This is a genomic window from Allobosea sp. P4_H5 (assembly GCF_056400825.1).
Genome location: NZ_JBFUKM010000008.1, coordinates 257,726 through 280,427, shown reverse-complemented (window position 1 = coordinate 280,427; position 22,702 = coordinate 257,726). Strand labels below are relative to the sequence as shown.

18 protein-coding genes and 1 tRNA gene are annotated in these 22,702 nt (G+C 65.3%); 2 read left to right on the top strand and 17 right to left on the bottom strand.

The genetic code is table 11. The features are described from left to right. Positions 1 to 22: 22 nt before the first annotated feature. The 17 genes from AC1DS0_RS18700 to AC1DS0_RS18620 form a co-directional block, all read right to left on the bottom strand. Positions 23 to 823, bottom strand: coding sequence for an AAA family ATPase (locus AC1DS0_RS18700; RefSeq protein WP_476815786.1), 801 nt, complete (start codon positions 821 to 823; stop codon positions 23 to 25). 59 nt (positions 824 to 882) lie between these two features. Further along, positions 883 to 1,902, bottom strand: coding sequence for an alpha/beta fold hydrolase (locus tag AC1DS0_RS18695; RefSeq protein ID WP_476815785.1), 1,020 nt, complete (start codon positions 1,900 to 1,902; stop codon positions 883 to 885). A 42-nt stretch (positions 1,903 to 1,944) separates the two neighbouring features. After that, positions 1,945 to 3,276 carry a purine-cytosine permease family protein gene (locus tag AC1DS0_RS18690; RefSeq protein ID WP_476815784.1) on the bottom strand — a complete coding sequence of 444 codons (1,332 nt, stop codon included), beginning with the start codon at positions 3,274 to 3,276 and terminating at the stop codon, positions 1,945 to 1,947. Between the two features lie 75 nt (positions 3,277 to 3,351). Then, on the bottom strand, positions 3,352 to 4,386 hold the full coding sequence (locus AC1DS0_RS18685) for an aliphatic amidase (RefSeq protein ID WP_476815783.1): 1,035 nt from the start codon (positions 4,384 to 4,386) through the stop codon (positions 3,352 to 3,354). A gap of 26 nt (positions 4,387 to 4,412) precedes the next feature. Then, the gene (gene urtE / locus AC1DS0_RS18680; protein ID WP_476815782.1) at positions 4,413 to 5,108 is read right to left on the bottom strand and encodes an urea ABC transporter ATP-binding subunit UrtE; all 696 of its coding nucleotides are present in this window, start codon (positions 5,106 to 5,108) and stop codon (positions 4,413 to 4,415) included. Continuing rightward, positions 5,101 to 5,856, bottom strand: coding sequence for an urea ABC transporter ATP-binding protein UrtD (urtD, locus tag AC1DS0_RS18675; protein WP_476815812.1), 756 nt, complete (start codon positions 5,854 to 5,856; stop codon positions 5,101 to 5,103). The genes urtE and urtD overlap by 8 nt, the downstream gene beginning before the upstream one ends. A gap of 5 nt (positions 5,857 to 5,861) precedes the next feature. Then, positions 5,862 to 6,980: an urea ABC transporter permease subunit UrtC gene (gene urtC / locus AC1DS0_RS18670; protein ID WP_476815781.1), complete on the bottom strand. Its 1,119-nt coding sequence runs from the start codon at positions 6,978 to 6,980 to the stop codon at positions 5,862 to 5,864. A 25-nt stretch (positions 6,981 to 7,005) separates the two neighbouring features. After that, a complete protein-coding gene (urtB, locus tag AC1DS0_RS18665) occupies positions 7,006 to 7,875 on the bottom strand; it encodes an urea ABC transporter permease subunit UrtB (RefSeq protein WP_476815780.1) in 870 nt (289 codons plus the stop codon). 63 nt (positions 7,876 to 7,938) lie between these two features. After that, a complete protein-coding gene (locus AC1DS0_RS18660) occupies positions 7,939 to 9,186 on the bottom strand; it encodes a transporter substrate-binding domain-containing protein (RefSeq protein WP_476815779.1) in 1,248 nt (415 codons plus the stop codon). A gap of 237 nt (positions 9,187 to 9,423) precedes the next feature. After that, positions 9,424 to 10,119 carry an ANTAR domain-containing response regulator gene (locus AC1DS0_RS18655; protein WP_476815778.1) on the bottom strand — a complete coding sequence of 232 codons (696 nt, stop codon included), beginning with the start codon at positions 10,117 to 10,119 and terminating at the stop codon, positions 9,424 to 9,426. A gap of 10 nt (positions 10,120 to 10,129) precedes the next feature. After that, the gene (locus AC1DS0_RS18650) at positions 10,130 to 11,284 is read right to left on the bottom strand and encodes a transporter substrate-binding domain-containing protein (protein ID WP_476815777.1); all 1,155 of its coding nucleotides are present in this window, start codon (positions 11,282 to 11,284) and stop codon (positions 10,130 to 10,132) included. A gap of 1,056 nt (positions 11,285 to 12,340) precedes the next feature. Continuing rightward, positions 12,341 to 12,416 (bottom strand) — tRNA-Lys (locus AC1DS0_RS18645). Positions 12,417 to 12,610: 194 nt separating this feature from the next. Further along, positions 12,611 to 13,888: a solute carrier family 23 protein gene (locus tag AC1DS0_RS18640; RefSeq protein WP_476815776.1), complete on the bottom strand. Its 1,278-nt coding sequence runs from the start codon at positions 13,886 to 13,888 to the stop codon at positions 12,611 to 12,613. 166 nt (positions 13,889 to 14,054) lie between these two features. After that, positions 14,055 to 16,274: a tetratricopeptide repeat protein gene (locus AC1DS0_RS18635; protein ID WP_476815775.1), complete on the bottom strand. Its 2,220-nt coding sequence runs from the start codon at positions 16,272 to 16,274 to the stop codon at positions 14,055 to 14,057. A gap of 200 nt (positions 16,275 to 16,474) precedes the next feature. Then, positions 16,475 to 18,964 carry a tetratricopeptide repeat protein gene (locus AC1DS0_RS18630; protein WP_476815774.1) on the bottom strand — a complete coding sequence of 830 codons (2,490 nt, stop codon included), beginning with the start codon at positions 18,962 to 18,964 and terminating at the stop codon, positions 16,475 to 16,477. Positions 18,965 to 19,128: 164 nt separating this feature from the next. After that, on the bottom strand, positions 19,129 to 20,691 hold the full coding sequence (locus AC1DS0_RS18625) for a 2-isopropylmalate synthase (protein ID WP_476815773.1): 1,563 nt from the start codon (positions 20,689 to 20,691) through the stop codon (positions 19,129 to 19,131). Between the two features lie 311 nt (positions 20,692 to 21,002). Then, positions 21,003 to 21,488, bottom strand: a complete 486-nt coding sequence (locus AC1DS0_RS18620; protein ID WP_476815772.1) for a hypothetical protein — start codon at positions 21,486 to 21,488, stop codon at positions 21,003 to 21,005. 117 nt (positions 21,489 to 21,605) lie between these two features. Here AC1DS0_RS18620 and AC1DS0_RS18615 point away from each other — a divergent pair, with 117 nt between their 5' ends. After that, the gene (locus AC1DS0_RS18615; protein ID WP_476815771.1) at positions 21,606 to 22,295 is read left to right on the top strand and encodes a YoaK family protein; all 690 of its coding nucleotides are present in this window, start codon (positions 21,606 to 21,608) and stop codon (positions 22,293 to 22,295) included. Positions 22,296 to 22,369: 74 nt separating this feature from the next. Then, on the top strand, positions 22,370 to 22,699 hold the full coding sequence (locus AC1DS0_RS18610; protein ID WP_476815770.1) for a hypothetical protein: 330 nt from the start codon (positions 22,370 to 22,372) through the stop codon (positions 22,697 to 22,699). The last annotated feature ends 3 nt before the right edge of the window (positions 22,700 to 22,702 follow it).

The window sequence follows — 22,702 nt, the reverse complement described above, 5'->3', positions numbered from 1 at the left end:
GCCCTCGGTCGTCGTCATGGCATCAGACACAGGCAGCGATGGCACCCGTCAACGCATCGCGCAGATCGTCATCGTCGGTGATCGGGATCACGAGCGCGACCTGGCAGGCCTCCATGATCGGGACACCGGCGGCGACGAGCAGGGCGGCGTTGACGAGCATCCTTGTCGAGGCGCCTTCGTCCAGCCCACGGCCCTTGAGGTTTCGTGAGCGCGCGCCGATGCGCACCAGCGCCTCGGCGGTGCGCTTGTCGGAGCCGGCCTCTCGAATCACGATCTCGGCCTCGCCCGCCGCTTCGGGATAGTCGAAGGGGATGGCTGCGAAACGCTGCTTGGTCGATTCCTTGAGGTCCTTGAGAACGCTCTGGTAGCCCGGGTTGTAGGAAATCACGACCTGGAAGTCGGGATGGGCCTTCACCACCTCGTTCTTCTTCTCCAGCGGCAGGATGCGCCGGTCGTCCGTGAGCGAGTGGATGACCACGGTGGTGTCCTGCCGGGCCTCGACGATCTCGTCGAGATAGCAGATCGCGCCCTGGCGAACCGCCAGCGTCAGCGGCCCGTCGTGCCAGACCGTGCCTTCCGCATCGAGCAGATACCGCCCGACGAGGTCCGAGGCGGTCATGTCCTCATGACACGACACGGTGATCAGCGGCCGGCCCAGGCGCCAGGCCATGTGCTCGACGAAGCGGGTCTTGCCGCAGCCGGTCGGCCCTTTAAGCATCACCGGCATTCGGCTGCGATAGGCAGCCTCGAACAGTCCGACTTCGCCTCCGACCGAGCGATAGAAAGGTTCCTTGGCGATGCGGTAGGCGTCCAGATTCGTCACGTCGTCAGGCCCTTGATGGTCGCGCGGCGGCTGTCTCACACACCGCCGCGCGCGCTGCGTCAGGATGCGAGGAGTTCCTTGAGCTTGTCGTCGAGGAACTTGATGTCGACCGGATTGGTGCCTGGGCCGCCGGCGAAATGCCCCCAGATCGAGGGAATCGGGACGAAGCTCGCATTCGGCATGTTGTCGACCTCGTTGCGGCTGTCTTCCGGCGGGAAATACAGATCCGTCTGGCCGGGCATCACGTAGGCCTTTGCCTTGATCGCACGGAGCGCGGCCTTGTAGTCGCCGTTGTAGAGATCGTTGGCCGAGATATCGCCGTTCTGCCAGGTCCACAGCATGGCCAAGAGATTGTTGGGATCCCGGTCGAGGAAGAAGCCTTCCCAGAAGGCGACCAGGAAGTCCTCGAGCGAGCTGTATCCCAGCGCCTTGATGTCCAGCTCCTCGCGATAGAAGGCCTGCGAGAAGCCCCAGCCGGCATAGACCCGCGCTGCGGCGCGCAGGCCCTTGTGCGGCTTGTCGACATACCAGCCGTCGCGGAAGGCGTCGTCCGCGGTCAGCGCCGCCTTCACCCCTTCGAGGAAGACGAAGTTGTGGCGGGAGCATTTCGCCGAGCCGCAGAACGGTGCGAGCTGATCCATCATGTCGGGATAGAGCGCACCCCAATGGAAGGTCTGCAGCGCGCCCATCGACCAGCCGGTGACAAGCCGCAGATGCTCGATCCGGAAGTGCTCGGTCACAAGCCGGTGCTGCGCGCGGACGTTGTCATAGGCCGTCACCCTCGGGAAACGGGCGGCGTTGTAGGGCTCGGGCGTGTTGCTCGGCGACGAGGACAGTCCGTTGCCGAACATGTTGGGGATGATGATGAAGTATTTGTCGGGATCGAGCGCCATGCCGCGCCCGACCAGCCATTCATTGTCGTAGTGCTGGCCGGAATACCAGGTCGGATAGACGATGGCATTGTCCTTGGCCGCGTTGAGCGTGCCGAAGGTCTTGTAGGCCAGCTTGGCGTTGCGCAGCGTCGCGCCGCGCTGAAGGGCATGATCGCCCAGCTCGAAGATCTCGTAGTCGGTCGTCATCGCGATACTCTCTCTATGGGGATGTCGATGGAGCCGGCCCGGTCAGGCCGGAGCGCGGTCCGCAGCGCGTCCGGCCGCGAAGGAGGTCAGGACGAGATGGGCGATGGCGGCGACGAGACCGGCGCTGATCGCCGTCGAGAGCTGGGGCGCATAGAACTCGACGATGAAGCCCACCGCCGCGCCGATCGCCCAGGAGACGAACGGCAGCGAGCGCCATTCCTTCTGCGCCACCGATCCGTGCTTCAACACATAGGCCTCGACGAGCAGGATCATGCCGATCGGCGGCACGATGATCCCGAGCAACGACAGCCACTGAATGAAGAAGGCCCAGACATTGCCGGCGGCGATGGCGATGCCAACGAGGCCGAGGATGACGGCCATAAGGCGCATCTTCGAGCGCAGGATGCGCGACCAGCCGGTCGCGGCATTATAGAGGCAGTGCGAGCAGACGGAGCCGAGATTGATGTAGAGGAACAGGAAGGCGAGGGCACCGAGCCAGCCGATCTGCAGTTTGTTCATGTAGCCGAACATGTTGTCGGCGCCGAAAGGGTTGGCGTTGGGCACGGCGAGCGCCGCCGTCATGATGCCGCCGACGAGCATCGCGACGAGGTTCGAGACCGGGAAGGCGGAGAAGGTCGCGATCAGCGAATGGGTACCGGTCTTCGACCATCTGTTGAAGTCGGCGGTCACGGTGCCGGCGTCGATGAAGAGCGCGATCACGACGGTCAGGCCGACGCCCATCGACATCGTCGCGACGCCGTTGTTGCCGGCGTAGTTCCAGATCGCATCGAAGCTTGTCGTACCGGCTGCGTGCACGACGACGAAGAGACCGAGCACGAAGAACAGCGGGACGGAGACCATGCCGATCAGATGCAGGCCGCGCACGCCGACGAAGGTGATCCCGATATAGAGCAGCCCCGCGACGATGGTCATCGCGACATAGTTCAGCCCGTAAGTGCTGGCGACGAGTGCGCCGGTGATGCCGGTCTGGACCGCAAACCAGCCGAGCAGCAGGGTCGAAAGCAGGCCGGAAGCGAGCGCATAGCCCTTCGTTCCGAAGACGCGTGACGCGATCAGCGCGAAGTTCATGCCGCTACGGGTCGCCGACAGGCCGAGCGCGCCGACATAGGCGAGCATGATCAGGTTGCCGATGATCATGGCAACGAGCGCACGGGAGAAGCCCATGCCCAGAACCAGCAGCGAACCGGTCATGGCGCCGGTGATGATCATCGGGAACCCGGCCCAGACCATCACCATCGAGAACAGGCTGCGCCGGGCCGCCATCGGCACCGGCTCGTGCTCGTATTCCTCACCAAGCACGTGATCAGTATCGGCCGGCGCAGCCGCGCCCGGCCCTGCGGAATGTTTGGACACCGCGTTTCCCCCTTTTTGTTGTCGGATGCTCGGTCGCGCCGCCCGGCGCTGGCGCGCCGGGCGGCTTCGTTCAGCTCAGCGATGGGCCGATTTGTTCGGGATGCCGTCGATCGGGCACTCCTCGGTGCCGACGGTCGCGCGCGTCATCGCCTCGACCATCTCGCGCGTGCCTTCGGGATCGTTGATCCATTTGGCGTAGAAGTTGTAGGGGCAGGCCGCCGTGCCCTTGTCGCCGTCGCCGGAGTTGATCATGCCGGTGTAGCCACGGTGCAGCAGCTTGAAGAGATGGTTCTGCGACTGGCCGTTCTTGCGGGCATCGCGGATCGCCGACACCGAGAGCTGGGCGTATTGGATGCCGTTCTCCTCGGTGCCGCACTCGCCGAGCGTGCGGCCGTCGAAGCCGACGATCGCCGAATGGCCGAAGTAGGAATAGACACCGTCGAAGCCCGAGGCGTTCGCAACGGCGACATAGACGTTGTTCGCCCAGGCCATCGATTTCGAGATCTGCACCTGCTGCTCCTTGGCCGGGTACATGTAGCCTTGGCAGCGGATGATCAGCTCGGCGCCGCGCATGGCGCAGTCGCGCCAGATCTCGGGGTAGTTGCCGTCATCGCAGATGATCAGGCTGATCTTCAGGCCCTTCGGCCCTTCCGAGACATAGGTGCAGTCGCCGGGATACCACCCCTCGATCGGGACCCAGGGCATGATCTTGCGGTATCTCTGGACGATCTCGCCCTTGTTGTTCATCAGGATGAGTGTGTTGTAGGGCGCCTTGTTGGGATGCTCCTCATGGCGCTCGCCGGTCAGCGAGAACACGCCCCAGACATTCGCCTTCCTACAAGCGGCGGCGAAGATCTCCGTCTCATCGCCCGGAATCTGCGAGGCGGTCTCGTACATCTCCTTGGAATCGTACATTATTCCGTGGGTCGAATATTCCGGGAAGATCACCAGATCCATGCCCGGCAAGCCGATCTTCATGCCCTCGATCACCGCGGCGATGTTGCGCGCGTTGGCGAGCACCTCCTGCTTGGTATGCAGGCGCGGCATCTTGTAGTTCACGACGGCGACGCCGACGGTGTCCTTACTGCTCGTAATATCGCCGTGATACATGGTCTGGCCTCCTTGGTTTGCCCGTCTCAGACGACGAAGTAGCGATGGATGAGATCTTCGGAGAGCGCTTCGATGCGGTCGCTGACCGCGACACCGCCTCGGTTGAGCATCGCGAAACGGTGCGATGCGCGACGCGCGAAGGTGATGTTCTGCTCGACGAGGATGATCGACAGACCGCGCTTGCGGTTGAGATCGATCAGGATGTCCTCGATCTGCTCGACGATGTTAGGCTGGATGCCCTCCGTCGGCTCGTCGAGCAGCAGGATCTTGGGCTGGGACAACAGCGCGCGGGCGATGGCGAGCTGCTGCTGTTGGCCCCCGGACAGATTGCCGCCGCGCCGACCCAGGAATTCCCGCAGGATCGGGAAGAGGTCGAAGACGTAGTCCTGGATACGCCGTTCCGAGGTCTCGGCGGCGTAAGTTCCCAGCAGCAGGTTCTCGCGCACGGTGAAGTCGGGCAGGATGCCCCTGCCTTGTGGCACATATCCCAGTCCGGCCTTGGCGCGGCGATGCGTCGGCAGCTCGCCGATCTCGGTGCCGTCGAGCCGGATCGAGCCCGAGGTTTTCGACATCAGGCCCAGGATGGTGCGCAGCAGCGTCGTCTTGCCGACGCCGTTGCGCCCGAGCACGCTGACGAACTCGCCCTTGCCTACGCTCAGCGAGACTGATTGCAGGGCGCGGCTGCGGCCGTAGAACCCGTCGACATTGTCGAGCTCAAGCATGGCCGATGCCTCCCGAGCCGAGATAGGCCTCCCGGACCTGGGGATCGTCCGAGACTTCGTCGGCCGTGCCCTGCGCCAACAGCCTGCCCTGGTGCATCACCGAGATCGTCTCGGCGATGTCGCGTACGAAGCCCATGTCGTGCTCGACCACGATCAGCGTGTGCTTGCCGCGCAGCGCGTTGAAGAGCTGGGCCGTCTTCTCGGTTTCATGGGCGGTCATGCCCGCGGTCGGCTCGTCCATCAGGATGAGCGGCGGGTCCTGCGCCAGGATCAGCGCGATCTCGAGCCATTGCGTCTGGCCGTGCGAGAGCTGTGCCGCCTGCTTGCCGAGCTCGTCCGAGAGGCCGACGAGCTCGGCAAGCCGCTCGAGGCGTTCCCGATCGGCCGCTCCGCCGAATCTGCCGAGATTGCGCAGAACGCCGTGCTGGCGCGAACTGCCGATCTCGAGATTGTCCCGCACGCTGAGCTCGCGGAAGACGCTCGGTACCTGGAACTTGCGGCCGATGCCGGTCCGGGCAATCTCGAATTCGCTGAGCTGGTGGATCTCCGTGCCGTCGAAGACGATCGCGCCGGAGGAAATCCGCGCACGACCGCAGATCAGATCGAGCGTCGTGGTCTTGCCGGCGCCGTTAGGACCGATCAGGCAGCGCAGCTCGCCCCGGTTGACCGCAAGGTCGAGGCGATCGACGGCTACGAAGCCCCCGAAGGATACGGTGACGTCGCGCAGAGCGAGCTGCGCCTGTGCCATGCCGGTCATGCCGCCCTCCCTGCAGGAGCGCCGGTGGCACCGACGGGGTGGGACGGCTGCGCCGCGGCCTTCTGGGCTGTGTCGCGGCGGCGCAGGCCGGAGACAATGCCGGCCAGTCCGCGCGGCATGAACAGCACGATCAAGACGAACAACCCGCCCATCACCAGCGTCCAGGTGCTGAGGAAGGTCTCCGATTCCGACAGGCTCCCCTGCACGCCCGTCACCAGGAGCGCGCCGAGCATGGCGCCGAGCAAACTCTGGCGGCCACCGACCGCAGCCCAGATGACGATGGATAGGCTGAGCGGCACGCCGAGGAAGGTCGGCGAGGCAAACTCCATCACGATCGTGTAGAGCATGCCGGCCAGGCCAGCGATCGCGGCGGAAGCCGCAAAGATGAAGGTCTTGTAGCGGGCGACGTCATAGCCGAAGAAGCGGACGCGCTCCTCCTGATCGCGGATCGCCTGCAGGATCAGCCCGGTCTTCGAGCGCGTCACCGCGAGCGCGGTGAAGAGTGCCAGCGTCAGGCTGCCCGCGACCAGGAAATAAGTGGAGCGCGCATAGGCGTCGAAGGTGATCCCCAGCACCTCGAAGCGTGCGAGGTCGGTGATGCCGTTGAAGCCGCCGGTGTAGCTCTGCTGGTCGACAATGATCAGGTTGACCACGACCATCGCGGCCAGGGTGATGATCGCCGAATAGACGCCGGCGACACGTCCTCCGAACATGAACCAGCCGAGCAGCGCGGCGAAGGCGGCGGGAACGAGGATGCCGGCCGCGACGGCGAAGGGCAGCGACTGGAACGGCCACCAGAGCCAGGGCAGTTCGGTGACGTTGTTCCAGACCATGAAGTCCGGCAGACCCTCGGCGCCGGTATGGATCGGCACGGTCTTCAGCTTCAGCGCCATGGCCATGCAATAGGAGCCGAGGCCGAAGGTCGTCGCCTGACCGAGGTTGAGGATGCCGGCATAGCCCCAGGACAGGCTCAGTGCGACGGCGAGCATGCCGAAAATCAGGTAGCGCGCGAATTTGTTGAGCAGGAAGGCGTCGTCGACGAAGGCCGGGATCAGGAGGAGCGCCAGGCAAACGGCCCCGTAGATCGACAGCTGCAGGATCGGTTTGTTTGACATCGGCAAGCTTCGTTTCATGAAAGCGTCAGGTGCGGATGCGGGGCGTGAAGAGCCCCTGCGGCCGGAAGCGGATGATGATGACGACCGCGGCGAGCACGAGCGCCTTGGCGATGGTGTCGTTGCTGAGATAGGCGAGCGCGCCGGTGAGCTCTCCGAGCAGGCCGGAGCTGACGACCGTGCCAAACAGGCTCTGGACGCCGCCGACCACGACGACCATGAAGGCGTCGACGACATAGCCCGTGCCCATCTCCGGCGAGACGCTCTTGAGCGGCGAGATCAGTGCGCCCGCCAGCCCGGCGATGCCGGCGCCGTAGGCGAAGATCAGCCGGTAGGCGCGGCCGGCGTTGATGCCGAAGCTCGAGGCGATCTGGCGGTTCTGGGTGATCGCCCGCAACTGCAGGCCGATCGAGGTATGGCGGTAGACGTACCAGGTCAGGGCGAACAGCCCGAGCGCGACCGCCAGCACGAACAGGCGATAGGCTGAATCAGTGGCGCCGAGAATGTTGACGCTTCCGGAGAGTGCCGCCGGCATCTGGACATAGCGCAATTCGCCACCCGCCAGCAGGCGCACGATCTGCTGCGCCATGACGCCGAGCCCCCAGGTCGCCAGGATGGTGTCGAGCGGCCGGTCATAGAGATGGCGGATGACCAGATATTCGATGGCGAGGCCCAGTAGCGCCACGGCGACGAAGATCGGAATCAGGCTCGGCAGCAGGCCCCAGCCGAGCTGGGTCTGCAGCAGCCAGGCGCAATAAGCCCCAAGCATCACGAACTCGCCATGGGCGAGATTGATGACGCCGGTGACGCCGTAGATGATGGCTAGACCGAGCGCGACGAGCAGCAGGATCGACGACAGGCTGAGCCCGGTCAGCAACTGAGAAACGACGAAATCCATGACGAACCTGTCCGGAGGCGTGCATGGCGGCCGCTCCACGCGGCCGCCGGCGAAATCGTGAGATCAGATTTCCTTCAGCCCTTCGGCCGTGCACTTCTGGTTCGGATAGGCGCTGTAGGGGTTCGGCTCGAGCCAGTTCGCCGATTGCTTCAAGATCTTGAACTGCCCGTCCGACTGGCATTGGCCGATCTTGGGATGCAGCCAGCAATGCAGGTTCTCGGGCTCGACCTTGACCAACCCCTGGGGCGCCTGGAACTGCTCGCCCTTCAGGGCCTCGCGGATGGTGAGCGGGTTGATGTCGCCCGCCTTCAGCTTCGCCACCGCCTGCTTGAACAGATGGACTTGGAAATAGGACGATTCCGACACGAAATGCGTGACCTTGTCGGCGCCCCAGCGCTTCCGGTAGGCCTCCACGAACCGCCGGTTCTCGGGGGATTCGTGCACCATGAAATAGGGCGCCGAGGTGAAGTGGCCGGCGGCGGCGTCACCGCCCATCGCCGCAACCTCGTTTTCCGAGGTGGTCAGGCTCGCCATCGGCATCGTCGCCGGGTCGAGGCCCGCGGCGCGATATTGCCGGTGCAGCGCCACGACCGAATCCCCGACCACGGTGGAGAAGATCACGTTCGGCTTCTCGGAGCGGAACTTGTTGATCACCGACGAGAATTCGGAGTGTCCGAGCGGAACGTATTCCTCGGCGATCACCTCGGCGCCGAGGCTCTTCAGCAGCTTCTTGCAGTAGTTGTTCTCTTCCTTCGGGTAGATGTAGTTCGAGCCGATCATGTACCAGCGCTTGCCGAATTTCTCGACCAGCCAGGGCACGAAGTCGTCCTGCTGTTGATTGGGGACGGCGCCGGTATAGATGACGTTCTTCGAGCACTCGCGGCCCTCGTAGAGCGTCGGGTAGAAAAACAGGTTCGCCTGTCTCTCGAAGACCGGCAGAACCGCCTTGCGGCTGGCAGAGGTGTAGGACCCGAACACCGAGACGCATTTGTCGCTGAGCACGAGCTTGCGGGCCTTCTCGGCGAAGGTCGCGGGATCGGACGCGGGATCCTCGACGACAGGCACGATCTTCATGCCGTGGATGCCGCCTGCGGCGTTGATCTCCTCGATCGCCATGATCGTCGCCTTGTTCAGCGACTCCTCGATGATGGCGGTGGTGCCGGTGAGCGAGAAGAGGACGCCGACCTTGATCTGCCCGCTCTGGGCATAGGCCAGCGAAGCGTTCTTCGACCAGATATGCGGAAACCCTGCGGCGGTGAAAGCGCCCGCCGCGGCAGCGTGTTTGATGAATGTGCGCCTGTCGTTTTTCACCCTCTTCCCCTTTTTTCTTGCAAAAGAAAAAGCCCCGAGCGGCGCCGTCCGGATGGACGGAGTCGTTCGGGGCTTCTTCGCCTCGGAATGTGGAGTGCGGCAGCTTCGCCGCGCAAACGCGTATCGAACTGGGCCTAGAAAACAAAAAACCCCACGCTTCGCTTCCGCGACTGCGTGGGGGCATCATCACCCGCTATGTGCCGACGGCGTCCTTGCCGTCGTGAAACTGTAAAGACGCTAACTGAGCAGATCATGCGAGTCAATCACGGCCGTGGCGACGGCCGCGATGGTGACGCGCTTTTCCATGGCCTGCTTGCGCAGGAAGTTATAGGCCTCGTCCTCGGTCAGGTTCTTGAGCCGGATCAACAGTACCTTGGCGCGTTCGACAACCCGCATCGTGCGCAGATTCTCGTCGAGCTTGTCGATCCGGCCGCGCAGGCGCCGCTCATACTGAAAATGCTCGCGCGCGAGCATCAGTACCGACTGAATTGCTCGCGACGTGGCCGGATAATGCAGCAGGCCGTGCGCAGCACAGTTGTGGATGAGCTTGAGGTTCAGCGGTGCCTTGCCGTCATCGACCAGGATCAGCGCCGAGGAGGGCTCGCCTGGCACCCAGGGGATGCGCTGCGGCAGATCCACAGAGAGCGCACAGAAGATGGCGTCGTATTGCAACGGAATCTGCGACGGCAGCGGCCAGACATGCCGCACGGTGACGCGCTGGCGTTGCAGTTCGCGGATCAGGAATTCGCCATGGTCGTCGCGCTCGACCATCACGGCGATATTGAGCTCCGGTTCGACGGCACCCTGCCGTACCGGCCGTTCGGAAACGGTGGTTCGGGGCTCGGCGGGATGCGGCCCGCCGGCGCGTTCGTATGCGTATCCTGACATCGCCATGAAGCTGGTCGCCTCTTCCCCGTCGCGGCCGTTGGCCATTCTCGTCTGGTCAGCACAGCTCAAGCGCGCGGCCCTGCCCCATCAGGTAGGGGTCCGACTTCACGCTTGTGGCAGACTGGAAGACGATATCGAACTGCCCGTTGCGGTTGGCGCGCCCGATCCGCGTCCAGACATCGGCATGTCCCCAGACCGGATTGATCGAGACGCAGCCCTGCGGCGCGTCGAATTCGGCACCCATGACCCAGGAGCGCAAGCAGCGCGTATCCAGCGAGTTCGTCGCCTCCAGCGACTTCGCGAAGACATTGACCTGGAAGTAGGACGATTCCAGGCACATGTTCGTCGGTTCGTCGTCGCCGTAGCGCTTGTGATAGCGGGCGACGAAATCCGAATTGCGTTCGTTCTCGACGCATTGGAAATAAGCTGCGGCGGTGTAGTGCCCTTCCCCGACATCGTGGCCCATCTCCCGGATCTCGGCCTCGGTTGTGGTCAGGCTCGCGATCGGAACCGTCTTCGGGTTAAGGCCGAGGTCGTGATAGGCCTGATAGAGGAATGTGGTCGATTCACCGACGACGGTCGAGAAGATGACGTCGGGCTGGGCGCGCTTGATCTCGCGCAGCAGGGGCACGAACTCGCTGCGGTCCGCTTCCAGCCGCAAATACTGCTCGCCGACGACCGTGCCGCCATTGCTGCGGACGAGATCGCGCATCACTCGGTTGGATTCGCGCGGATAGATGTAGTCGGAACCAATGAAGAAGAAGCGGGTGCCGAATTGCTGCATCAGCGCGCGGCAGAGCTGCACGGAATTCTGGTTCGGCGTCGCGCCCGTATAGATGACGTTGGGTGAAAACTCGAAACCCTCGTAAAGCGTCGGATACCAGAGCAAGCCGTCGAGTCGCTCGACCACGGGCAGGACGGCCTTGCGACTTGAAGACGTATAGCAGCCGAAGATCGTGCTGACCCCGTCCTCGACCATCAGCCGCTTGGCATATTGGCCATAGGAGCGTGCATCCGACCCCGGATCGTAGATCACCGGTTCGATCGGCCGGCCGTGAATACCGCCGCGATCGTTGATCTCGTCGATCGCGATCAAGGTTCCGCGCAGCTGCGTCTCTTCGATGACCGACATGAAGCCGGTCCGCGAAAACAGCACGCCCACACGCCACGGAGCGGATGTCCGTTCTGCGCAACGAACCGCTTTTCTCATCGCTTCTTATCTCCTCCCGCGTCCCTCAACGCGTTGGGCGGCATCTCGTTCTTTTCGCTCGCCCTGAGTAATCCCTGCTCAGGCAACCCCTTCCGGCCATCCCTCCGCCAAACAAAAAAGCCCCCACGACCGGGTCGAACCCGATCGATGGAGGCAGCATCGCCTGTTATGTTTCCGCAGCCTCGTCGCTGCGCCCGAAACGCTCGTAAGAGCAATGCTAGTTTCAGAGTGCCGAGTATGTCAACGAGATGTCCGCTGCGCACAGCACCTTGCTTCGACGTACAGACTGGTCAGTTGGTGTGCCTCCAGTTTCCTGACCGCTCGGAGCAGGAAATTGCCAGATGCTGCCTGGCGTCATGCATGCCAAAACTTCGGTATTTTGTTCGCGGGAGGAGTGCTCGCTCGTGAGGCCTGGCTACTCCCCGTAGAGCCGAATGACCTCCTCCAGATTCTCGGCAACGTGTTCCGTGACGCTGCCCGGGCTCAGCTTGGTGGCGTAAGCGAGACCGTGGTTCACCGGCCGGGTGATGATCCAAGCGCGGTGCTCTCCCGCACCCTTCTTGAACTCAAACGAGAGCGCAAACTCGCCAAACGCGTGGCCGGTTCCACCTTCGGCTCTGGCTCTGGCTTGGCGGGCTATTGGGAGACGAGCGGGGGGCGTATCGTCTACACGATGCATACTGCCAGCCTGCGCAAGGCGCTGGGGAGCGATGAGCGCCCCGATGCTATCCTGCTCTTCCTGCGAGATCGCAAAGCGCTCATAGGGCAAAAATCATCAAAAGCCCCGAAGCAGTCGCTTATCCAACTATGCGAAACAAGCCCTCGCTGGCCGGACGGCCGGAACGTCCGATCCCTTGTGTTCTTCCAGCGGACCAGGTCACGGCCCAAGCCCTAATGAAGTTCCCGAGCTTGGTCCTAGAGGACCATTGGCTCTTTCATTCCTTCACATCCCGCAAATGCCCCGCAAATCACGAGAGCGTGGACAGCATGTGGACAGCAAAAGGTTGCAAACCGCCATGAGGCGGAAATCTACACCGGCTAAGTCATTGAAGTTCGTGGTGGGTGATGTAGGGCTCGAACCTACGACCCGCTGATTAAGAGTCAGCTGCTCTACCAACTGAGCTAATCACCCGTACGCCACGAAGACGTTGTCGGCGAGGCGTGGACCGCGTCCCGACGGGCGGCGATGTAGCAAACACCCCCGCCCCTGTCCACCCGTTTGCGACAGAAATATGCAAACTCGTTCTGGAGAACGTCGGCTCGCCTCGTAGCGAACTTGGAGAAAACCTGCCGCAGCGGGCGCGGCAGGCCGTTTTTGTGGAGTTTTCAGGCCACCGAGCGGCGGTTGAGCAAATGGTAGAGCGCGATCGCGGCGAAGGTTGCCGTGCCGATTCCGCCGAGCTCGTAGCCGAAGATCGGCAGCTTGAGATCGCCGGCGCCGAGAATCAGCGCGGTCGCCACCGTCAGGAGATTCTTCGGCTCGGCGAAGTTCACCTTGTTCTCGACCCAGATCCGGCCGGCGGTCGCGGCAATCAGGCCGAAGACGACGACGGCGAGACCGCCGAGCACAGCCACGGGAATCGTCCCGATCACCGCGCCGAACTTGGGCGAGAAGCCGAGCAGGATGGCGATCACGCCGGCGGCGACGAAGACCAGCGTCGAATAGACCCGCGTCACCGCCATCACGCCCATGTTCTCGGCGTAAGTTGTGACGCCGGTGCCGCCGCCCGAGCCGGCGATCATCGTGCCGACGCCGTCGGCGAAGAAGCCGCGCCCGATCAGCCCGTCGAGATTGCGCCCGGTCATCACCGAGATGCCCTTGATGTGCCCGAGATTCTCCGCGACCAGGATGATCGCGACCGGCACGATCAGCGCGATGGCCTTGGGATCGAACACAGGGGCGACGAAGTTGGGCAGGCCGAACCAGGCGGCGGCCGCGACCTTGCCGAAATCGACCGGCGGCGCGCCGAAGCTCGTCGCCGTCGCGGCATAGAGGATATAGGCGGCGAGCCCGCCAATCAGCACCGGCAGACGCTGCGCCAGCCCGCGGCCGTAGACGGCGACCAGCGCGACCGCGACCACCGTGAACAGCGCGATCCATTTGGTGTAGGGGCTGGCCGAGATCATGTTGATCGCGACCGCGGTCAGGTTGAGGCCGATCGCAGCGACGACCGCGCCGGTCACCACCGGCGGCAGCAAGGTCTCGATCCAGCGCGTCCCGATGCCCTGCACCAGGATGCCGATCGCGGCATAGACCGCGCCGCAGGCGATGATGCCACCGAGCGCGACCGGAAGATTGGCGTTCGGGCCGGTGCCGGCATAGCCGGTCGCGGCGATGACGACGCCGATGAAGGCGAAGGAGGAGCCGAGATAGCTCGGCAGCCGCCCGCCCGTGATGACGAAGAACAGCAGCGTCGCGATGCCGGAGAAGAGGATCGCGACATTAGGGTCGAAGCCCATCAGGATCGGCGCCAGCACCGTCGAGCCGAACATGGCGACGACATGCTGCAGGCCGGCGATCACGGTCTGCCCGGTCGGCAGGCGTTCGTCCGGCATCACATCGCCGGAGGTCTTCAGCGTCCAGTTCGGAAAATAGCCAGCCATCTCGCCGCTCCCAGCCATCGCGCTTGCGTGCACCGGGAGGCAATAGTGGCAAGAATCGGGCGCACGCCAAGCGAGTGACAGGCACCGTCCACCGCAAACAGCGCGCTAGGACGCAGAACCCTGTTGAAAGCCGGTCTTCATCCCCAGGACCGGCTGCCGAAGCGCCTCAGGGCGCCACGCCGAAGGCGCGGTAGCGCTCCTCGGCCTGCGCGTCGAGCGCCTTCGCCCTGGCGAAGTCGGCCGCCGCCTCCGCCGCATCGCCACGGCGCTGATGCGCCAGGGCGCGGCCGTACCAGGCCTGGCCGAGCCTGGCGTCGAGCGACAGCGCCCGGTCGAAATCGGCGATCGCCGCATCGGTCTGCCCGAGCGCCGTGCGCAGCGCAGCGCGCGCCACCCAGCCATCCGGATCGGCCCGATCGGCAGCGACCGCGGCGTCGAGATCGGCCAGCGCCCGCTCATATTCGCGCGCACGCTGCAGCAGCAGCGCCCGGTTGAGCAGGGCCGCGGCATTGGCGGGCGCGACCGCGACGACATCGTCATAGGCCTTGAGCGCGGCGCCGAGCTGGCCGCGCGCCGTCAGCGCCCTCGCCCGCTGGAACAGCGCCTCGATCGAGCGCGGCTCGCTGCGCAGCGCCGCATCCGCATCGGCCTGCGCCGCGATGAAGGCGCCGTCGCGGAAATTCAGCCGGGCGCGCTGTACTAGTGCCGCCGGGTTCTCCGGCTCGAGCAGCAGGGCGACGGCGAGATCAGCCCGCGCCTGCGCCTCGCGCTGCGGCTGGCCGATGCTGAACTGGGCCCGCCGGATCAGGCGCGGCACGTCGAAGGCATCGAGCGCCAGTGCGGCATCGAGCGCCACGAGCGGATTGGGCGGGACAGGCAGGGGAGTCGGAACCGCCTGCGACTGCGGCCGCAGGGCGCGATAGACGCCCTGCAGCGCGGCGCGCTCACGCACATAGCTATCGCTGGCACTCTGCCACAGCCCGGCGAGGCGCGCCGGCCAGACCTCGATCGAGCGGCCGAGCGCCGGCAGCAGCTCCTCGCGCCGTTCGAGCGCCCCCTCATGCTCCGGATCGACCGCGAGCAGTGCGCCATAGGCAGCAGCAGCCGCACTGCGGTCGCCGCGGATCTCCTGCGCCAACCCGAAGCCGAACAAGGTGGCGTGATCCTGCGGCTTCAGCGCAAGCGCGGCGCGATAGGCGCCCAAGGCCGGCTCGGGCCGGCCGAGCGCCAGCAGCGCATCGCCGCGCATGCCGTGCCAGGCGCTGGCATCGTGCCCGGGCCCGGCCCGGTCGAGATCGCGCAACGCCTTGTCGTTGTGGCCGAGCGTCAGCAGGAGCTGCGCGCGGTTGCGCAACGCATTGCGGTCATCGGGGACGAGCGCGATGGCGCGATCGAGGTCGCGCAGCGCCTCTTCGCGCCGGCCGAGCCCGGCGAGCAGGCCGGCGCGATTGTTGAGGCCGAAGGCAGCCTGGGGCTGGACCGTGAGCAGCCGATCATAGGCCGCGGTCGCGTCCTCGGCGCGGCCCATGCGCTGCAGCAGGAAGGCGCGCCGGGACAGCGATGCCTCGTGCCGGCCGTCGAGGCGCAGGGCCCGCTCATAGCTGGCGAGTGCCGGCCCTTCATGACCGAGCATCTCGAAAGCCCGCCCGCGCTCCAGCCAGACCTGCACGACAGTCGGCTCCAGCCGCAGGGCGCCATCGAAGGCAGCGATGGCCTCGCGCGGCCGCGCCAATGCGACAAGCGAGAGCCCGCGTCGATAATGATAGGAGGTGACCTCCGGTTCGAGCGCCAGGGCGGCATCGAAATCGGCGACTGCCGCCTCGTGCTCGCCCTCGTCCTGCCGGAACCGCCCCCGCGTACCGCGCGCCCAGCTATTGGAGGGATCGAGGGCGATCGCATCGTCGAGATCGGCCCGCGCTCCCGCGATATTGCCGGCGCGCTCGCGCAGCAGGGCCCGGTCGGCCAGTAGCGTCGCGCGCCCGCCGAGGACCATCGCCCGCTCGATCAGCGCCGCCGCCTCGGCATGCCGGCCGAGCTCGGACAAGGTGTGCGCCCGGCCACGCAGGGCGGCCAGATGATTCGGCACCGCCTTGAGCGCCGCATCGAAGTCGCGCAGCGCCTCATTGAGGGCGTTCTCGGCCTCGGAGATCCAACCGCGGCTGGCGAGCAGATCGGCCCGAACGGCGCGGTTGAACTCGCCGGTCAGGCTCTCGTCGCAGGCTGCCCGCCGCTCGGCGCCGCCGGCTTCGATCGCCCCCATGCAGACGCGCATGCGCTCCTGCGCTCGCTCGGCCCGCTCGGGCACCGCGGCAGGCGCATAGGCCGCGGCGGGCTCTGCGCCCCACACGGCAAGCGCGCCCAGCGACATCAGGCGCAGCAACTTCATCGACGGACTCTCACCATGGCTCCCTCAGCCGACGATGATGAGATCGGCAAAGGCCGCCAAAGGTCCAGAGGTCGCTGCGCCTGCGCAGTGAAAAAGAAACGAAAAAGCAGCCACTGTGCCGCCCTCACAACAGCGGGCGTGACCTGTGGTGATCAGCCTCCGCGGCAGCCGGTCACCCGGCCTCCCCAATCGTCTTCGGTTCAGAACTCCAGACCAAGCTCCCGATAGCGCTCGTCGATCTCGCCATCGAGCGCGCGCGCCTTGACGAATGCTTCTTGGGCAAGCCCGGCCTCGCCCTTGCGCAGAAGGGCGATGGCGCGCCCGAACTGGGCAAACGCGCTCCTGGGGTCACGCTGGATCGAGCGCTCGAAAAAGGCGAGCGCCAGGTCGATATCCCCCTCATGCATTTTCATCGCGCCCAGGCTGTGAAGCGTGGTCGCTCGCTCCGAATCGAGCTTCAGGGCTTCGGCGCAGTCCCCACGAGCCAAATCAAACTGCCGAAGCAGGACGCGATAGTAGCAACGGTTGTTCCAAATCGCCGCGCTGGTGACTCCGCGTTCTATCGCTGCGGTCAGATGGATGACGGCCGCCTCGTAGTCACCGCTCCCATAGAGCGCGTTGCCAAGATCGACCGTCGCCCCGCCATGTTTGGGCTCCAGCCGCAAGGCCTGTTCGAGATCGACTTTCGCTTCGCCAAAGCGCTTTTGCTTGAGGCGCACGAGCCCGCGATAGCGCCAGGCATCGTAGTCTTTTGGCTGAAGCTCGATCGCCCTGCTGAAATCCGCCTCGGCGTCCACGAGGCGACCAGCCGTTCTGTGCAACAGGCCACGGTTAAAGAGCGCGCCTGGCGACTTTGGGGCAAGGGCGATCACCGTCGTATAATCGGCCACCGCTTCCACGTTCTGCGATAGCTCCGCCCGGCCGCGAGCTCGCCAGAAGAAGGCATCGGAGTCCTTCGGGTTTTTCGCCAGAACACGCTCCGCATCGACAACGGTCTGCGGATAACGCCTCTCGTCGTAGTGGATGCGGGCTCGCACCAACAGCGCGCCGGCATTCTCCGGATCGTGCCGCAGCAAGCGCTCGACATCGTCGAGCGCGCGGGCCCGGCCTTCGGCCGCAGCGGCCAGCAGGCGTGCCCGCGTCAAGCGCGCCGGGTCGTCATAAGGATCGAGCTCCAGCCTCTCGTCGAGCTTGCTCAATCGCTCCCCGGTCGACTGGCCGGGCTTCGCCGAGGCCTGGCTCTGGGCAGCCAGCGCCGCCCGCTTGATAGCTGCGGCCGTCTCGACCAGCCGGATGCGCCAGATCTCCCGCTCCCGCCCGAGCTTGACCAGCACTTCATCCCGCTGGATCGCGGCCTCTTGCGTTTCGGGCTCGATCTCGAGCGCCTTGCTGAAATGGCCGAAAGCCTCCGCCCAGCGCCCGCGCAGCTTCTCGGTCAGGCCACGATTGTAGTGACCGTACATCGCGGCTGGAGCCTGCTTGATCACCTCGTCGAAATCCGCCGCCGCATGGTAATAGCGCTTCAGGGCCAGCGCAGTTCGGCCACGCATATTGATCAGCTCGATCGTCTTATGGCCGAGCGCCGCGGCACGGCCTAACGCAGCATAGGCTTTCCGATAGTCCCCCTTCTCGAAGTAGATCAGCCCTCGGACATAATGAGGCTGCCCGCTACGCGGATTGACCACGATGGCACGATCCGCATCCTGCATCGCAATCGCGTAGTCGCCCTTTTGCGCCAAGTGCCAGGCACGGTTCCCATAGGCGACGTCGTCACGCGGATAGGCCGCCAAGAGCGTGCCGTAAGCATTGATCGCAGCGTCGTCACGGCGAAGCATGGAGAGCACATAGGCCCGGCGGAACAGCAGGGTCTGATTCTTCGGCGCCTGCTTGAGGCCCAGATCGTAGGAACGCAGGGCTCCGGCATAGTCGCTCCGCTTTTCCTGCAACTTTCCGCGCTCGAGCCAATTGCCGGCATCCTCAGGCTCGACCGCCACCAGCCGATTGAACGCCAGCAGCGCGGCGCGCTGGTCACCCTTTTCACTTAGCCCCCACGCGTACCAGTACAGGGCCGGCGCATCCTTCGGATCGCTCTTCGTCGCAGCATCGAGATCGACGAGGGCAGCGGCGTAATCCTTCCTGTCCAGCGCCAGCCGGCCACGCTGGACCAACGCATCGACAAAGCCCGGAGCGAGCTGAAGCGCGGCATCGAAATCGACAAGCGCCTGCTCGCGCCGACCAGCCCGGCGACGAACGAGGCCGCGATCGAGATAGATCAGCGCGCGCGTCTCGTTGTCGACGAGCATCGCCGTAAACGCCCGCTCGGCTTCGTCATAGCGCCCCAGATCCGAGAGCATCACGGCGCGCCCGCGCAAGGCCGCATCGCTGCCCGGCGCGAGCTTCAGGGCGGCTTCGAAGTCGTTTAGGCTGCTGCCCCGATCGCCGCTGCGGCGCTTCTGCCAGCCGCGCGAGATGAGGAGCAGCGCGCGCTGCGCCGGACGGGCCTCCAGCACAAGAGCCCTGTTGCAAGCGTCGATACGCTGGCCGATTTCGCCACTGTCGGAGCGGCAATCGCTCCAGAATTCGACCGATGCCTCAGGAGATCGCCGGAAATCGGCGAAGGCCGATGCCTGCGTACCAAGCACGCCAGCAACCAAGATCGACGACCGCAACAGCCGACGCCAACGCCTCATCGAGCCCCCCGAGCTTACCCAAACGAGGCCTATCATCACTCGACGTGCATCTGGCATGATTTTCGCGGAATACGATTACCAAGCCGCTATCTGGATGTACCGTCGTCGCGCCGCGGCCGCCCTCTCTCGCCCAGAGGAAGCGGCCGCACATTGATCGGGCAAGATTACTCCGCTGCCTGCGCGTGCACCCGGCTGCCGCGGGCGACCAGCTTGTTGAGCGCCGCCAGATAGGCCTTGCAGGAGGCGACGAGCGTGTCCGGATCGGCGCCGCGACCGGTCACCGCCGCGCCGTCGCTCGACAGGCGCACGCTGACCTCGGCCTGCGCGTCGGTACCCTCGGTGACGGCGTGGACGTCGTAGAGCTCCAGCACCGCCTCATGCGGCACCAGCGCCTTGACCGCGTTGAACACGGCGTCGATCGGTCCGTTGCCCTCGGCCTCCTCGGCGACGACGCGGCCGTCGATGTCGAGCTTCAGCATGGCGCGCTGCGGGCCGCGCGTGCCGGCGATCACCGTCAGCGAGACCAGCCTCACCCGGTCATGGGCGGTGGCGAGATTGTCGTCGACCAGCGCCTCGATATCCTCGTCGTAGACATGCTTCTTGCGGTCGGCGAGCGCCTTGAAGCGGGTGAAGGCGTCCTCCAGCTGGTTGTCGCCGAGCGCGTAGCCCATCTCGTTCAGCTTCGAGCGGAAGGCGGCACGGCCGGAATGCTTGCCCATCACCAGCGAGGTCTTGGTCACGCCGACCGAGGCCGGGGTCATGATCTCGTAGGTCTGCTGGTGCTTCAGCATGCCGTCCTGGTGGATTCCGCTCTCATGGGCGAAGGCATTCCGGCCGACGATCGCCTTGTTGTACTGCACCGGGAAGGAGCAGGCGCTCGAGACCGCCCTGGAGGCGCGCATCAGATAGGTCGCGTCGATGCCGGTGTCGTAGGGCATGACATCGCCGCGCACCCGCAGCGCCATCACGATCTCCTCCAGCGCTGCATTGCCGGCGCGCTCGCCGATGCCGTTGATCGTGCACTCGACCTGGCGCGCCCCGCCCTCGATCGCCGCCAGCGAATTGGCGACGGCGAGCCCCAGATCATTATGGCAATGCGCCGAGAAGATCGCCTTGTCGGCATTGGGCACGCGCTCGCGCACTGCCTTGAACATCGCCCGGTACTCGTCGGGCGTGGCGTAGCCGACCGTGTCGGGCAGGTTGATCGTGGTCGCGCCGGCCTTGATCGCGGTCTCGACCGCCCGGCAGAGATAGTCGATCGGCGTGCGGGTCGCATCCATGCCCGACCACTCGACGTCGTCGACCAGGTTGCGCGCCTGCGTCACCGTCCTGGTGATGATCTCCAGCACCTCCTCCTCGCTCTTGCGCATCTGGTACTGCAGATGGATCGGCGAGGTCGAAACGAAGGTGTGGATGCGCGGCCTGGCTGCATGACGCACCGCCTCGCCGGCGCGGGCGATGTCGGCGGGAATGGCTCTGGCCAGGCCGGCGACGGTCGCGCGTTTGATCCGGGAAGCGATGGCGGAGACCGCTTCGAAATCACCGTCCGAGGCGATCGGGAAGCCGGCCTCGATGATGTCGACACCCATCGTGTCCAGCATGTCGGCGACCTCGAGCTTCTCCTCGAAGGTCATGGTCGCGCCGGGGCATTGCTCGCCGTCACGCAGCGTGGTGTCGAAGATCAGGACGCGGTCCTTGGCGGACACGGTGTTGCCTGCATTGCTCATGGGTCTTGTCCTTGGTCAGGACGCGCCGCATCTCGGTTCCGGCGGGCGCGTAGGGTCGGAGGCTTGGTTCCCGTCATCCCCTGAGCGCCCAGGCACACGTGCCCGGCCGGCCCTCAGGGGCTGGTAAGAAGAAGCAGCTGACCAAGGAGCGAGGGAGCGCACATGCCGGCCGTCCGCGCGATGGCGCGGTTCAGGCTCTCGGCATGGGTGGCGAATTGGGCCACGAACAATCCTCTCGACGACTTGGGCTGTCTACCGGATCGGAGGATAGGAAGGCAAGCCCGGAAGGTCTTGAACGTTCGTGCGCGGGCTCAGCCGGCAGCGCCGGCCCGCTCCTTCAGCGTCCTGGTCTCGGCGTGAGGTCCCGGCCAGATCTGCAAACGGTAGAAGTCGTCGCCTTCCAGCCCGTCGTCGCTCAGGCTGTCGAGGCCGACATAGGAGACCCGCAAACGATACCTCCCCGGCGCCAGCGAAAAGCGCGCCCGCTCCTGCGGCGAGCCTTCGGTGCAGCCAATCAGCATCATCTGGCCCGAGCGCGTGCGGAACGAGCACTCGTTGACCAGCTCCCATTCGCTGAAATCGGCTTCCGGCGCGGCGTCATGGACAGAGAGCACGACGGGTACGTTCATGTTCCTGGCAGTGGCGATACCGACCGAGCAGTCGCCGACGGCGAGCATCCGCTCCACCGTCTCGTCGGTCCAGAACGCCCCCCAATCCTCGTCGACCGCCTCATCCTGAAGATAGAACTGGAAGTAGTCGGCGAAGATTTCGAGCTCGGTGGTATGCAGCACGATCATGACGATCAGGGTTCCGTCGAATTGTGACGGGAGTAAGAGGCTTCAGCCACGCTAGGCCGCTTTGCATCGGCACGGTGGACCATCTGCGTGGATTAACTGCCCGGTGCGATTCGGCCCATGGCCGCGCGCACCGGACGCCCACCGCCTGAATGGAGTGCCTTGCCTGTGCTGCGCTATGATCGTCCCGCCATCGGGCTCGCCTTGGGCCTCTCGGCGCTCGCCGGCTTCGTCGATGCGCTCGGCTTCCTGAACATCGGCGGCTTCTTCGTCTCGTTCATGACCGGCAACACCACCCGCCTCGGCATCGAGCTGGCGGAAGGCCGCTTGGACGGCGTCCTGGTGGCCGGCATGATCATCCTCCTCTTCGTCGTCGGGGTGATCTGCGGTTCGCTCGTCGGCCATGTCGGCAAACACCGGCGTCAAGCCGCCGTGCTGGCTTTCGTCGCGCTGGCGCTGGCGCTCTCTGCCGGTCTCTACAGCGCCGGGCTGGCGATCGCCGCCGCCGGCATCCTCGCTCTGGCGATGGGCGCCGAGAACGCCGTCTTCCAGCGCGACGGCGAGGTCACGATCGGCCTGACCTACATGACCGGCACGCTGGTCAAGATGGGACAGCGCCTCGCCGGCGCCCTGCTCGGCGGCTCCAGGCGCGCCTTCCTGCGCCATTTCGTGCTCTGGCTCAGCCTGCTCGTCGGCGCGTTCCTGGGCGCCTATGCGCATGGGCACGTCGGGCTGGGAGCGATCTGGCTGGCGGCCATGGCAGCAGCCGTCTTCACCATCCTCGCCTTCTTCATGCCCAGTCAGGACTGAGCATATTCGGGAAGGCCTTTGCCTCTCGGGCGGAATCAACCATGGTTCCGATCCGACCAGCCGGAGCTCCGCTTATGCGCGTTGCCTTCTTCGCCGCCGCCCTCGGCCTTTCCCTCGCCGCCTGCCAAACGGCCGCTCCCCCGCCGGCACCATCGCCCGAGCAGGCGCCGACCGGCGTCACGCCCAACACCTTCCGCATGCCGACTGGCTCGGGCTGCGCCGGCGAGGTCGACCGCTTCCAGGCGGTCATGGACAACGATTTGCAGACCGGCCACACCACCAAGGGTGTCCATACCCGCGTCAGCGCCGAGATCGAGACGGCCCGCAAGAGCTGCGCCGCGGGTAATGACGCCGGCGCGACCTCTCAGATTCGCGCGACGCGGACGAAGTTCGGCTATCCGTGAGCC

Coding starts and splice junctions, on each gene's coding strand:
- urtE (WP_476815782.1), bottom strand. CDS start 5,108: ATGCTTGAGCTCGACAATGTCGACGGGTTCTACGGCCGCAGCCGCGCC.
- AC1DS0_RS18615 (WP_476815771.1), top strand. CDS start 21,606: ATGGCCGCGCGCACCGGACGCCCACCGCCTGAATGGAGTGCCTTGCCT.
- AC1DS0_RS18640 (WP_476815776.1), bottom strand. CDS start 13,888: ATGGCTGGCTATTTTCCGAACTGGACGCTGAAGACCTCCGGCGATGTG.
- AC1DS0_RS18620 (WP_476815772.1), bottom strand. CDS start 21,488: ATGATCGTGCTGCATACCACCGAGCTCGAAATCTTCGCCGACTACTTC.
- AC1DS0_RS18655 (WP_476815778.1), bottom strand. CDS start 10,119: ATGGCCAACGGCCGCGACGGGGAAGAGGCGACCAGCTTCATGGCGATG.
- urtB (WP_476815780.1), bottom strand. CDS start 7,875: ATGGATTTCGTCGTTTCTCAGTTGCTGACCGGGCTCAGCCTGTCGTCG.
- AC1DS0_RS18685 (WP_476815783.1), bottom strand. CDS start 4,386: ATGTATCACGGCGATATTACGAGCAGTAAGGACACCGTCGGCGTCGCC.
- urtC (WP_476815781.1), bottom strand. CDS start 6,980: ATGTCAAACAAACCGATCCTGCAGCTGTCGATCTACGGGGCCGTTTGC.
- AC1DS0_RS18695 (WP_476815785.1), bottom strand. CDS start 1,902: ATGACGACCGACTACGAGATCTTCGAGCTGGGCGATCATGCCCTTCAG.
- AC1DS0_RS18610 (WP_476815770.1), top strand. CDS start 22,370: ATGCGCGTTGCCTTCTTCGCCGCCGCCCTCGGCCTTTCCCTCGCCGCC.
- AC1DS0_RS18635 (WP_476815775.1), bottom strand. CDS start 16,274: ATGAAGTTGCTGCGCCTGATGTCGCTGGGCGCGCTTGCCGTGTGGGGC.
- AC1DS0_RS18625 (WP_476815773.1), bottom strand. CDS start 20,691: ATGAGCAATGCAGGCAACACCGTGTCCGCCAAGGACCGCGTCCTGATC.
- AC1DS0_RS18650 (WP_476815777.1), bottom strand. CDS start 11,284: ATGAGAAAAGCGGTTCGTTGCGCAGAACGGACATCCGCTCCGTGGCGT.
- AC1DS0_RS18630 (WP_476815774.1), bottom strand. CDS start 18,964: ATGAGGCGTTGGCGTCGGCTGTTGCGGTCGTCGATCTTGGTTGCTGGC.
- urtD (WP_476815812.1), bottom strand. CDS start 5,856: ATGGCACAGGCGCAGCTCGCTCTGCGCGACGTCACCGTATCCTTCGGG.